Annotated in this window: 11 protein-coding genes; 10 read left to right on the top strand and 1 reads right to left on the bottom strand. The window is 72.4% G+C overall.

The window, feature by feature from the left end; genetic code table 11:
* The first annotated feature begins 15 nt into the window (after window positions 1-15).
* From EDF24_RS10120 to EDF24_RS10090, 7 genes are all read left to right on the top strand, one after another.
* On the top strand, window positions 16-1,398 hold the full coding sequence (locus EDF24_RS10120; protein WP_123656438.1) for an MFS transporter: 1,383 nt from the start codon (window positions 16-18) through the stop codon (window positions 1,396-1,398).
* Window positions 1,395-3,116, top strand: a complete 1,722-nt coding sequence (locus EDF24_RS10115) for a dihydroxyacetone kinase family protein (RefSeq protein ID WP_123702689.1) — start codon at window positions 1,395-1,397, stop codon at window positions 3,114-3,116. The genes EDF24_RS10120 and EDF24_RS10115 overlap by 4 nt, the downstream gene beginning before the upstream one ends.
* Window positions 3,117-3,145: 29 nt before the next feature.
* Complete coding sequence (locus EDF24_RS10110) at window positions 3,146-3,628, top strand: ribose-5-phosphate isomerase (RefSeq protein WP_123702687.1); 483 nt, start codon at window positions 3,146-3,148, stop codon at window positions 3,626-3,628.
* On the top strand, window positions 3,625-4,416 hold the full coding sequence (locus EDF24_RS10105) for a triose-phosphate isomerase family protein (protein WP_123702684.1): 792 nt from the start codon (window positions 3,625-3,627) through the stop codon (window positions 4,414-4,416). The genes EDF24_RS10110 and EDF24_RS10105 overlap by 4 nt, the downstream gene beginning before the upstream one ends.
* Window positions 4,413-5,243, top strand: a complete 831-nt coding sequence (locus EDF24_RS10100; RefSeq protein WP_123702682.1) for a sugar phosphate isomerase/epimerase — start codon at window positions 4,413-4,415, stop codon at window positions 5,241-5,243. Before EDF24_RS10105 ends, EDF24_RS10100 begins: the two co-directional genes overlap by 4 nt.
* Complete coding sequence (locus EDF24_RS10095; protein ID WP_123702680.1) at window positions 5,240-6,154, top strand: phosphogluconate dehydrogenase C-terminal domain-containing protein; 915 nt, start codon at window positions 5,240-5,242, stop codon at window positions 6,152-6,154. The genes EDF24_RS10100 and EDF24_RS10095 overlap by 4 nt, the downstream gene beginning before the upstream one ends.
* Before the next feature lie 356 nt (window positions 6,155-6,510).
* The gene (locus EDF24_RS10090) at window positions 6,511-7,350 is read left to right on the top strand and encodes an alpha/beta fold hydrolase (protein WP_123702678.1); all 840 of its coding nucleotides are present in this window, start codon (window positions 6,511-6,513) and stop codon (window positions 7,348-7,350) included.
* On the opposite strand, the gene EDF24_RS10085 is transcribed toward EDF24_RS10090, so the two are convergent.
* Entirely contained in the window at window positions 7,340-8,848 is a 1,509-nt protein-coding gene (locus EDF24_RS10085; RefSeq protein WP_123702676.1) for a PLP-dependent aminotransferase family protein, read from the bottom strand. The genes EDF24_RS10090 and EDF24_RS10085 overlap by 11 nt on opposite strands.
* A gap of 57 nt (window positions 8,849-8,905) precedes the next feature.
* Between EDF24_RS10085 and EDF24_RS10080 the strand changes: the two genes are divergently transcribed.
* The 3 genes from EDF24_RS10080 to rlmN all read left to right on the top strand — a co-directional run bounded on the left by EDF24_RS10080 (window position 8,906) and on the right by rlmN (window position 12,056).
* Window positions 8,906-9,673 carry a pyridoxamine 5'-phosphate oxidase family protein gene (locus EDF24_RS10080; protein ID WP_123702674.1) on the top strand — a complete coding sequence of 256 codons (768 nt, stop codon included), beginning with the start codon at window positions 8,906-8,908 and terminating at the stop codon, window positions 9,671-9,673.
* A gap of 172 nt (window positions 9,674-9,845) precedes the next feature.
* Window positions 9,846-10,784 carry a C40 family peptidase gene (locus tag EDF24_RS10075; RefSeq protein ID WP_123702672.1) on the top strand — a complete coding sequence of 313 codons (939 nt, stop codon included), beginning with the start codon at window positions 9,846-9,848 and terminating at the stop codon, window positions 10,782-10,784.
* 30 nt (window positions 10,785-10,814) lie between these two features.
* Window positions 10,815-12,056, top strand: coding sequence for a 23S rRNA (adenine(2503)-C(2))-methyltransferase RlmN (gene rlmN, locus EDF24_RS10070; protein WP_123656462.1), 1,242 nt, complete (start codon window positions 10,815-10,817; stop codon window positions 12,054-12,056).
* Window positions 12,057-12,822 lie beyond the last annotated feature (766 nt).

Below are 12,822 nucleotides of genomic sequence, written 5' to 3'. Positions count from 1 at the left end.
CGAGCAGGAGTCATCGTGGACATCCCCGCCACGCGAGGCATTCCGACCTCCATCGTCGAGAAGACGACCATCCGGAAGATCGCCATCCGCATCGTGCCCTTCGTGGCCCTGATGTTCTTCATCAACTTCCTCGACCGCACCGCGATCTCCTTCGCGGCGCCGAACGGGATGGAAGCCGACCTCGGCCTGACCGCAGCGCAGTTCGGCTTCGCGTCCGGGGTGTTCTTCATCGGCTACCTCGTGCTCGAGGTGCCCTCGAACCTCGCGCTGCACAAGTTCGGTGCTCGCGTGTGGCTCGCCCGCATCATGATCACGTGGGGCCTCGTCTCGCTGCTCTTCACGTGGGTGCAGAACTACCCGCAGCTCGTCGGGCTGCGCTTCCTGCTCGGCGTCGCGGAGGCCGGGTTCTTCCCCGGCGCGATCCTGTTCCTCTCCACATGGGTCCCGGCACGGCACCGCGGCAAGATGCTCGCGCTGTTCTACCTGGCGCAGCCGCTCACGAGCGTCATCGGCTCCCCGCTCGCCGGCTGGCTGATGACCCACGAGGGACTGCTCGGCGGTCTGGCCGGCTGGCGCTTCATGTTCCTCTGCGTCTCGATCCCGGCGATCATCGTCGGCATCCTCTGCCTCTTCGTGCTCCGCGACAAGCCGTCCCAGGCGAAGTGGCTCGACGAGGACGAGAAACTCTGGCTCGAGTCCGCACTCGCCAAGGAGAACACGGCGAAGGACGACGGCCACGGCAAGGGCGGCCTCCGCGCGGCCTTCGGCAACGGCCGCGTCTGGATGCTCGCGTTCGTCTACTTCGGCTTCATCTACGGCCTCTACGCCCTGAGCTTCTTCCTGCCGACGATCATCGACGGCTTCCAGGAGCAGTTCGGCACCACGTTCGACCTGTTCCAGAAGGGCCTCATCACGGCGATCCCGTACGTGCCGGCGGCCGTCGTCCTCTACTTCTGGTCGCGTGACGCGTTCCGTCGCGGTGTGAAGGTCTGGCACATCGCGCTCCCCGCCCTGGTCGGTGGCCTCAGCATCCCGGTGGCGCTGTTCATGAACTCGCCTGCCGCCACGGTGGCCGTGATCGCGATCACCGCGTGCTCGATCTTCGCCGCGCTGCCGAACTTCTGGACCGTCCCGACGCAGTTCCTCTCCGGGGCCGCAGCGGCCGCCGGTGTCGCACTGATCAACACCGTCGGCAACCTCGGTGGCTTCGCCGCCCCCTACATCACGGGTGCGGTGAGCGAGTGGACCGGTGGCTACCAGGTCCCGATGTTCATCGTCGGGTTCTTCATGGTCCTCTCCAGCGTGCTGATGGTGATCGTCTCCCGTCGGCACCGGCTGGGTGACGCACCGACGACGACCGACGCCGAGCGTGCGGTCACGCAGGAGGCAGGCGCATGACCCGGCTGTTCAACGACCCGGCGGACTTCGCCGACGAGATGGTGGACGGCTTCGTCGCCGCGAACCGGGCACGGGTCCGGAGGGTGCACGGCGGCGTCGCCCGCTCGACCACCAGCCCGGACGGCACGGTCGCCCTCGTCGTCGGCGGTGGCTCCGGCCACTACCCGGCGTTCGGCGGGCTGGTCGGTCACGGACTCGCTGCCGGAGCGGCGATGGGCAACCTCTTCGCCAGCCCCAGCGCCCAGCAGGTCACCGCGGTGGCGAAGGCGGCCGAGCACGGCGGGGGTGTCCTCCTCTCCTACGGCAACTACGCCGGCGACGTCCTGAACTTCGACGCGGCGGCCCGTGCCCTGACCGATGCCGGCATCGACGTCCGCACGGTCCGGGTCACCGACGACGTCGCCTCGGCGCCGAGCACCGAGGCGCACGAGCGCCGCGGCATCGCCGGTGACCTCTGCGTCTTCAAGGTCGCCGGGGCCGCGGCCGAACGCGGCGACTCCCTCGACGAGGTCACCGCGATCGCGAGCCGCGCCAACGCCCGCACCCGGAGCTTCGGCGTCGCCTTCTCCGGCTGCTCGCTCCCCGGCGCCGACGAGCCGCTCTTCACCGTCCCCGAGGGCCGGATGGCGATCGGCATGGGCATCCACGGCGAGCGCGGCATCGACGAGGCCGACGTCCCCACGGCGTCGGAGCTCGCGACGCTGCTGGTCGGCAAGCTCCTCACCGAGCTGCCGTCCGGCGTCGCGGTCGACGGTGCGCGGGTCGTGCCGATCCTCAACGGCCTCGGTTCGGTGAAGTACGAGGAGCTCTTCGTCGTCTTCGGTGCCGTCCAGCAGCAGCTCACCGCCGCCGGTGCGATCGTCGTCGAGCCCGAGGTCGGCGAACTCGTCACGTCGTTCGACATGGCCGGCGTCTCCCTGACGCTGTTCTGGCTCGACGCCGAGCTCGAGGAACTGTGGGCAGCGCCCGCCGACAGCCCCGCCTTCCGCAAGGGCGGTGCGGTGCCGCAGGAGCGCCTGCCCGAGGCCGTGCTCGCCGCCGGCGTCGAGGTCCCGGTCACCCCCGGCACCCCCGAGTCCCAGGAGTCCGCCCGCGTCGTCGCCGAGGCGATCACCGCGGTCCGCCGCACGATCGACGCGCACGCCGACGAGCTCGGCCGGATCGACGCGGTCGCCGGCGACGGCGACCACGGCATCGGCATGCAGCGTGGGTCCACCGCCGCCGACGCGGCCGCGACCGACGCCGCAGTGCGCGGTGCGGGCGCCGGCAGCGTCCTCGCGATCGCCGGAGATGCCTGGTCCGACAAGGCCGGCGGCACGTCCGGTGCGATCTGGGGAGCCGCCCTGGAGGCCATGGGTCGCGTCATCGGGGACGAGGAACGTCCGGAGCCCGCCACCGTCCAGCGCGCGGTGCACGCCGCGGTCGACGCGGTCCTCGCCTTCGGCGCGGTCGTCGGGGACAAGACGATGGTCGACGCGCTCGTCCCGTTCGACGACGTGCTCGCCGCCCGGATCGCTGCCGGTGACCCCCTCGTGACCGCATGGTCGGAGGCCACCGCGGCTGCGACCGCCGCCGCCGACGCCACCGCCGCACTGCTGCCGAAGATGGGCCGCGCGCGGACCCACGGCGAGGACGCGGTCGGCACGCCCGACGCCGGAGCGATCTCGTTCGCCCTCATCACCGCGGCCGTCCTGTCGACGATCTCCGTCCCGGCCTGACCCGCACGCACCACACGAAAGGCACACCCATGAGCACCCAGTTCCGTCTCGTCGTCGGCTCGGACGACGCCGGCTTCGACTACAAGGAGATCATCAAGCGGGACCTCGAGGCGGACCCGCGCGTCATGTCCGTGGTCGACGTCGGTGTCGACGCGGACGGGCACACCGCCTACCCGCACGTCGCCGTCGACGCGGCCCGCATGGTCGCCGCCGGTGAAGCGGACCGGGCGATCCTGATCTGCGGCACCGGCCTCGGTGTGGCGATCGCGGCGAACAAGGTCCCCGGCATCCGTGCCGTGACCGCGCACGACTCCTTCAGCGTCGAGCGTTCGGTCCTCTCCAACGACGCGCAGGTGCTCTGCATGGGCCAGCGCGTCGTCGGGGTCGAGGTCGCCCGCCGGATGGCGAAGGAGTGGCTCGGCTACGAGTTCGACACCACGTCCGCCAGCGCCGAGAAGGTCGCTGCCATCTGCTCCTACGACGGCAGCGCCCCGGTCGGGACCGACGCATGAGCCTGGCCACGGCGACGCCCCGGCTGACGATCGGGGTGTCGCTGAAGATGTACTTCGGGCACGCCCGGACGCTGGCGTGGGCATCCGCCGTGGCCGACATCGCCCGGCACCACCCCGCCGTCACCAGCGGTGCGGTCGAGCTGTTCGTGATCCCGACGTTCCCGTCGCTCGTCCCCGTCCGTGCCGCGCTCGAGGGGACTCCGGTGCTCCTCGGCGCCCAGGACCTGGCGTGGGCGGACGAGGGCGCCTTCACCGGTGAGGTCTCCGGCCGCGAGCTCGCCGAGATCGGCGTCGACCTCGTCGAGATCGGGCACGCGGAGCGTCGCGGACTGTTCCACGAGACGGACCAGGACGTCGCCGGGAAGGTGCACGCCGCATTCCGCAACCACCTGCGACCCCTGATCTGCGTCGGGGAGCCGACCCGGGCCTCCCGGCAGAGCGCGATCGCGGACGTGACCGGCCAGCTCGACCGGTTCGTCTCGACGGCCGTCGCCGACGGCATCGCCGGTCCCGTCATCGTGGCGTACGAGCCGGTCTGGGCGATCGGGGCACCGCAGCCGGCGCCGGACGACCACATCGTCGAGGTCCTCGCGGGCATCGAGGAGCACCTCGCCACCCAGCCCGAGCTCGCCGGCAGCGTCGTGGTCTACGGCGGCAGTGCCGGACCGGGCCTCCTCACCCGCGGGCGGGGCCGCATCGGCGGCCTGTTCCTCGGGCGGTTCGCGCACGACCCCGCCGCGATCCGCACGATCCTCGACGAGGCCCAGGCGCTGGCGGTGACGGCATGACCTCCCTCCTCGGCCTCTCCACGTACGCGTACTTCTGGCGGATGTCGGACCGCGTCCCGTCGCCGATGTCCCTCGACGACGCGATGCGCGACGCCGCCGCACAGGGTGTCGACCTCTTCCAGATCTGCGACCACCTGCCGCTCGACACCGCGTCGGACGAGCGTCTGGCATCGATCCGCGGGCTCGCGGCGTCGCTCGGGCTCACGCTCGAGGTCGGGACCAGGGGCACCGCGCCCGCCCACCTCGCGCGCTGGCTCCACATCGCGCTCGCGCTCGGGGCGACGCTGGTCCGCTCGATGTGGAGCTCCGGCGACGACCTGCCCTCCGCCGCCGAGACCGAACGACGCCTGCGCGAGGCGCTTCCCGCGTACGAGGCGGCCGGCGTGGTGCTCGCCCTCGAGACGTACGAGGTCGTGCCCACCGCGGAGCTCGTCGCCGTCGTCGCCGCGATCGGCTCACCGTCGCTCGGGATCTGCCTCGACCCGGCGAACACCGTCGCGAACCTCGAGCACCCGTCCGGCGTCGTCGAGGCGTGCCTGCCGTACGTCGTGAACTGGCACGTCAAGGACGCCGACTTCACCCGCTCGCCGGGCTGGGTCGGGTTCCAGTACACCGGCGTCCCGATCGGCACCGGCCGCATCGACCACGACGCCGTCCGTGCCGCGATCGCCCCCGAGGTCCGCGGCATCAACCGGGTCATCGAGTTCTGGCTGCCGTGGCAGGACGCCACCGTCGGAGCGACCGGCGACCCCGCACAGACCACCACCCGCACCGAGGCGGCGTGGACCACACAGACCATCGAGTACACCAGGAGCAAGGAATCATGACCGACACCGCCATCAGCCACACCACCGCAGCCGGCTCGGGCACCGCCGACGTCACCGTCGCCGTGATCGGCGCCGGCGGCAAGATGGGCACCCGCGTCTCGAACAACTTCGCCAAGAGCGAGTACACGACGCTCTACAGCGAGGCCTCGCCCGCAGGGCAGGAGCGCATCGAGGGCCTCGGTCGTTCCATCACGGACAGCCTCGAGGCAGCAGCCGCGGCGGACGTCGTGATCCTCGCCGTCCCCGACGTCCTGCTCGGCAGCATCTCCGAGCAGCTCGTCCCGGCCATGAAGGCCGGCGCGACGATCCTGACGCTCGACCCGGCCGCCGCCTACGCCGGGCTGCTCGCGAAGCGCTCGGACATCCACTACGCCGTGGCGCACCCGTGCCACCCGTCGGTGTTCCTCGAGCGCACCACCAAGGAGGAGTGGGACGACACCTTCGGTGGCATCGCCGCCCCGCAGGAGGTCATCGCGGCCTTCGACGCGTCCGAGTCCCTCGGCGACGAGGGTGACCACGCGAAGGCGATCGCCGAGGCCGTGATCTCGACGATGTACGCGCCCGTCATCCAGGTGCACTGGGTCACCGTGAAGCAGCTCGCCGTGCTCGAGCCGACGCTCGTCGAGACCATCGCCTGCATGATCGGCGACTTCCTCAACGACGCGCTCGAGGAGACCGTGACCGGTGTCGGCGTGCCCCGCGATGCCGCCCGCGCGATGCTCTACGGCCACACCTGGATCGCGCTGACGAACGGTCTCCGCGGCTCGAACCCGTTCTCCGACGCCTGCCACATCGCGATGGGCTACGGCCGCGAGAAGCTCATCAAGGAGGACTGGAAGCAGGTCTTCGACGACAGCGAGCTCGACAGCGTGATCGCCAAGATGCTCAAGATCGACGCCGTCAAGCGCTGACGCGCGCTGCGGCTGCGCGCTGCCGCGACAGTCCCCGTCCGGATCCCGGGCGGGGACTGTCGCGTTCGCTGTCGCGTTCGTGCTGCTCGCCCGTGTGAGCGATGCGACATCGGGTACACGATCGCGCGGCGCTTCGCCTGGGGCGCTGTCGCTTCCCTCGCGCGCGGGTCGGTGCACGCCATCGTGCGACATCGGGTACACGGTTGCGCGCCGCTTTGCCTGGGGTGCTGTCGCTTTCCTCGCGCGCCGGGCGCACCTGGCCTCGATCGTGGCCGCGCTGTCCTGAGCCGCACGTCCTGAACGACGTCTCCGGTTGGTGGCAGCGTGCGCATGGGCGCGGCCACTAGGTTCGGTGCATGCACGTGGAGGCCACGACCAGGGGCGCCGGTGTCCCCGTCCTCGTGCTCCACGGCTCCCCGGGCGGGATCGACGCCGCCCGGGTGATGTCCCGCTTCCTGCCGGAGGACACGTTCCGGAGCGTGCTCGTCTCCCGACCCGGCTACCTCGGCACTCCGCTCGACCCGGCGCACGCGTCGATCGACGACGAGGCCGACCTCCTCGCCGGTGTGCTCGACGGCCTCGGCATCGACCGGGTCGGGGTCCTCGCGTGGTCCGGTGGGGGACCGGCCGCCTACCGGCTCGCGGCGCGCCACCCGGACCGGGTGCACGCGGTCGTCGCGGCCTCGGCGGTCAGCGGTGCGTGGGCCCCCGCACGACCACACCTGGCGGAGTACGTCGTGTCGCACACCGCCGTCGGCGCCCGGGCGTCCGGGTGGCTCGCCGCGCATGCCCCGCGGACGACCGTGCTCGCTGCGATGTCCGGCGTGAGCTCGCTCCGCGGTCGAGCGCTGCGGGACCACGTGTCGGACGTGCTCGCGGACCCGGATCGGCGCGCCTTCATGCTCGACGTCGCAGCGACCGGGAACACCTCGGGTCGGCACCGCACCGGGTGGTCGAACGACGTCCGGACCCTCGGGGCGATCACGTCGCTCGGACTCGAGGAGGTCCGTGCGCCGGTGCTCCTCGTCCACGGCGACGCGGACACCGAGGTCCTCCCCGTCCACAGCACCCGGGCGGCGTCGGAGCTGCCGGACGCCGAGCTCGTCATGCTCCCCGGCGGCACGCACTTCGCCTTCTGGGACCACCGCGACGCCGCAGCCGTGCAGGCCCGCGCGCGGGCGCACCTCACCCCGTGACCGAACCACACCCCGCGCCGAGCACCTCGACCAACGCGTCGAGCGCACGCTCCAACGCCGGCAGCGACACCGCCCCGTACCCGAGGACCACCCCCTCGCCGGCGCTCCCCGCCGTGACCTCGTAGTCCGCCAGGTCCGCCACGAGCACCCCGCGCGACGCGAGCCGGCCCACCACGGCCGCACCGCGCAGTGGACCCGACCACGACACCACCGTGTGCAGCCCGCCGGTCAGGGCCCGAGCCTCCAGGCCGGGGACGGAGCCCGCGGCGGACGTGAGCCGCGCGACGATCAGCGCACGCCGGTGCGTGTAGTCCCGCCGCACCCGGCCGAGGTGCCGCCGGAACGCGCCCGTCCGCAGCAGGTGCGCGACCGCTGCCTGCACCGGTTCCGCGACGACGGCGCCCCGCGCGACCCGGGCCGCCGTGACGGCGAGCGCGACGTCGGGGCGCCCCGCGGGCAGCACGACGTACGCACACCGCAGCCGCGGGTCGAAGGACTTCGAGAACCCGCCGACGTGCAGCACGCCCGGGTCGAGCGCCGCGAGCGCGGGGACGGGCTGCCCGCGGTGCCGGAACTCGGAGTCGTAGTCGTCCTCGATGACGAGCGTCCCGGTCGCGTCGGCCCAGTCGAGGAGCGCTCGCCGCCGCGCGACCGGCATCACCGACCCGAGCGGGTACTGGTGCGTCGGCGTGACCATCACGGCGTCGAACCGGCCGCCCGCGCGCAGGACGTCGAGGTCGATCCCGTCCTCGTCGAGCGGGACCCCCACGACCTCGCCGCCGGCGCTCACCACCGCCCGGTGTCCGGTCCGGTACCCGGGGTCCTCGACGGCGATCCGCGGGGCGCGGCCGAGCGAGACCCGGAGCGCCTCGGTGACGAGGGAGAGCGCCTCCGAAGTACCCGCGGCCACGACCACCCGGCGGGGATCCGGCGCGAAACCCCGGCTCAGCCCGAGCTGGGCGGCGACCTGCTCGCGGAGCGCGGGGAGGCCGAGCGGGTCCGAGAGCGCGTTGCGGAGTGGCAGGTCGGCTGCGGCGCGCCAGGCTGCCCGCCAGTCCCGGTCCGAGATCGCGGTGACCGCGGGGATGCCCGGGCGGCAGTCGATCACGGCGGCCCGCGGTGCGTCGGCGGAGACGGCCGGCGTGTCCGTCGCCGAGGCGGCCGAGGCGGCCGAGGCGCCCGAGGCGGCCGAGGCGCCCGCGCCCGCCGCGGCCGAGGCCGCCGAGACGCCCGGCACGACCCGGACGCCGGCAGCGGCGCCGACCGGCACCGGCCCGCCGACCGAGGCCGCCACCCGCGCCGCCGCCCCGTGCCGCGTCCGGATGTACCCCTCGCCGTCGAGCTGCTCGTACGCCGCCACGACCGTGCCCCGCGCGACACCGAGCTCCGCGGCCAGTGCACGCGTGGACGGCAGCGCGTCCCCGGACCGCAGCGTCCCGTCGTGGACCATCCCACGGATCCGCGCGACGACCCCGGCCGTCTTCCCGAACTGGTCCATGCATCATCCCGTCATCTGGACTACTGACTGGTCCACTCCCGAACCTAGCGTGGGCCCATGACGACGCCCGACCCCGCCCCGCACCTCCCCGACCACCCCGACCACCCCGACATGACCGTCCGCCGCAAGCGCGACCGCCAGCAGACCGACCCGGAGGCCCTCCGCGAGGTCCTCGGCGAGGCCTTCGTCGCCCACGTCGGCCTCGTCCGTGGCGGCCACCCGATCGTGCTGCCCTTCCTCTGCGGCGTCGGCGACCTCGGCGCGGGTCCGGTCCTCCTGCTGCACGGATCCACCGGCGGTGGCCTGTTCCTCGACGCCGGTCCGGAAGGAGTCCAGGTCGCGGCGACCGTCACGCACCTCGACGGCATCGTCTTCGCGCGCTCGACCTTCGACAGCTCGGCGAACTACCGCAGCGCGATGATCGCCGGTCGCGCCACCGTCGTCCCGGCCGAGCTCCGCGCCGAGGCGCTCTGGCAGGTCAGCGACCACCTGATGCCCGGCCGCCGCGACGAGGTCCGCGAGATGACCGCGAAGGAGGTCCGCCAGACCCAGGTCCTGCAGCTCCCGCTCGAGCACGCGAGCGTCAAGGTACGGTTCGCGGGCGTCGGCGAGGCCGCCGACGACGGCGAGGACCACGGCGTCTGGGCGGGGGTCCTGCCGCTCGCGGTCCGCGCAGGCGCTCCGATCCCGGGGACCGTTTCGGGGGACACGCCGGGGGACGCGCGCGTGGACCCGTCCGTCGTCGGGCTCGCGTCACGTCTCGAGGCCGTCGCGACCGCCCGGGAGGCCCGACTCGCCGCCGTCATGCGGCCAACGTCCGTCTGACGGGTCAGCTGCAGGGCCCCGAACGGCTCGGGAACGGCTGGACCGGACCGTCGTTCCTGTGACGGGCTGCAGGAAACGACAGCGCTTCCCCAGCCGGGATCAGGTTCGTGACCAATACGTTATCTTCCCGAGTCCCGTTCCCGAGGCGGTCGACTCGTACCCGGAAGGAACCATGGGACGCCACGCTCTGCCCGCAGCCGACGACGGCCTGCACGCACCGACCCCGTCGACAGCAGCACCCGTGGCACCCCCGGCTCGTCCGCGCGGACGTCGCTCGGCCGCCGGTCCCGTCGTGGCCCGTTCCACCTTCGTCGAGCACCAGAAGCCGGCCCGCGTCGTCTCGCTGGCCCCGGCGCGTCCGTCGGAACCCGTCGCCCGCGCTGCCGCCGGTGCCGCGTTCGTCTCACGCACCGGAGCGCTCCGTGCCGAGCGCGCCCTGGACCCGCGGCACGTCCGCCGTGCCGCCAACGCCAAGCGTGCGGCGATCCTGCTCGCACCGGCCCTGGCCTTCACCTCGGCGCTGACCCTCTCGATGCCGGCGAACGCCGCGACGCCCGAGGTCACGGCGGCGCCGACCACCACCACGACGTCGCAGCACCTGCAGACGTACACGGTGGCGCACGACGTCGAGATCCCGATCACCTCGACCGACGGCATGACGACCACCTCGGTGGTGTCCTACCCGACACTCGTCACCCGCTTCGGCGTGACGACCGCGCAGGCCGAGGCCACGATCTCCGCCGCACTGTCCGCCGGCGGCGACCGGGCGACGATCCTCCAGACGGCACTGCAGTACCTCGGCGACCCGTACGTCGAGGGCGGCGCGAGTCACGCGGGCATCGACTGCTCCGGCCTGACGATGGTGGCGTACCAGGCGGTGGGCATCCAGCTCGCGCACTACGTCCCGACGCAGGACGCCGCCGCGACGACGATCCCGGACTCCGAGGCGAAGCCGGGCGACATGGTCGTCTACGACAACGAGGACCACGTCGGGCTCTACCTCGGCGACGGCCTCGTGCTGCAGGCGCCGCACCCGGGCGAGGTCGTCGACATCGTGCCGATGTACTCCGCCGCACACCACTTCGCACGCCTGCTGCCCGCCGGTTCCTGACGAGGCGCGCCCGTCCCGTAAGCTGGAGTGATGGCCACCGAGACCCGCACCCCGTTCGAGGAACAGCAGGCAGCACGCTCTGCCCGCCCGCAGGTGCGTCCCCGGACCGAGGGCTGGACCCAGGCCACCGACGGCGAGGGCCGGCCGCTGCTGCAGTTCGCGTCGCCGAAGCGCGGCAAGCCGCCGGAGCACCTCGCGGACCTCTCGGTCGCGGAGCGTGAGGCGAAGGTCAAGGAGCTCGGGCTGCCCGGCTTCCGCGCCAAGCAGCTCTCGACGCACTACTTCACGCACTACACGTCCGACCCCGACCGGATGACGGACCTGCCCGCTGCCCAGCGCGAGGAACTCGTCGCCGGCATGCTCCCGCCCCTGCTGACCGAGACCCGGCGTCTCGCAACGGACAAGGGCGACACGATCAAGTTCCTCTGGAAACTGCACGACGGCGCCCTCGTCGAGTCGGTGCTCATGCGGTACCCCGGGCGCATCACGCTCTGCGTCTCGTCCCAGGCGGGCTGCGGCATGAACTGCCCGTTCTGCGCGACCGGCCAGCAGGGGCTGACGCGGAACATGTCCACCGCGGAGATCATCGAGCAGATCGTCCGCGCGAACGCCGCCATCGCCGCCGGGGAGCTCGGCGGCGACCCGCGCAAGGGCGGCAAGGACCGCGTCGACGCCGAACGCGTCACGAACATCGTGTTCATGGGCATGGGGGAGCCCCTGGCGAACTACAAGCGCGTGATGGACGCCGTCCGGACGATGGTGGCCCCGCAGCCGCACGGACTCGGGATGAGTGCACGCGGCATCACGGTGTCGACCGTCGGCCTGGTGCCCGCGATCCTGAAGCTCGCCGAGGAAGACATCCCGATCACCTTCGCGCTGTCCCTGCACGCGCCAGACGACGAGCTCCGCGACGAGCTCATCCCGGTGAACTCGAGGTGGAAGGCGGACGAGGCGATCGATGCCGCCCACAACTACTACCTCAAGACCGGTCGACGGGTCTCGATCGAGTACGCGCTCATCAAGGACATGAACGACCACGCCTGGCGTGCCGATCTCCTGGCGGAGAAGCTCAACAAGCGTGGCAAGGGCTGGGTGCACGTGAACCCGATCCCGCTGAACCCGACGCCCGGCTCCGTGTGGACCTCGTCGGAGGTGCACGTGCAGGACGAGTTCGTCCGCCGCCTCAACGCCGCCGGCATCCCGACGACCCTCCGCGACACCCGCGGCAAGGAGATCGACGGCGCCTGCGGGCAGCTCGCCGCAGCCGAGTAGCCGCCCGGTCCCTGGCGCCCGGTCCGAGGGCACGATGCGTTCGCGCATCGTGCCCTTCGTCGTTCCCGGGGAGCCCGGCCCGCGCTGCCCGGCCCGCTGCCCGCGGTGCCCGCTGCCTGCCGCCCGCTGCTGCCCGCTGCCGGCTGCCGGCTGCTGCCCGCGGTGCCCGCTGCCGGCTGCCGCCCGAAGCCTGCGGCCCGCGGCGACGCGCGAGCCGCTCCCGATCCGCGCAACCCTTCCGACACAGCGCTCGACGATCGACTCGCGCGCTGTCGACCCATGCGGACGCAACGGATGCGTCCGCATGCTCCGACACGACGGAAGTCGATCGACCTCTGCACTGTCGGACGATGCGCGCGCACCCGTCGCCCGCCGCCACATCCGGAGCCCCGATCCGCGGAACCACGGGGATCCAGCCCCGCGACACGCCCGGGAGGCACGACGGTTGGCGGGGCCCCCAGGGCCTGTGTAAAGTAATCACTCGTTGCCGCTGAGGCGGAGAACGGAACGGCCGAGACGGTCACAGGGTGCAAGCCCTGGAGACGCAGTCCGGACGGGGTCCCGCTCAGGCAACCAGCCCCCGAAGAAGTCGAAGTAATTCGACGTGTCCTCGGGCGGTAACAAGAACGAATGCCTCTCTGGCGGAACCTGTTACGGGTCGAGCGGGGAGTGCGTCTGGTCCTTGAGAACTCAACAGCGTGCACATTGTCAATGCCAATTTATTGACCCCGTGGCGTTCCACTTGTGGGACGTCCGGAGACAATTC

It is taken from the genome of Curtobacterium sp. PhB130 (genome assembly GCF_003755165.1).
GTDB lineage: Bacteria > Actinomycetota > Actinomycetes > Actinomycetales > Microbacteriaceae > Curtobacterium.
This window is presented reverse-complemented; position numbering and strand designations above follow the sequence as displayed.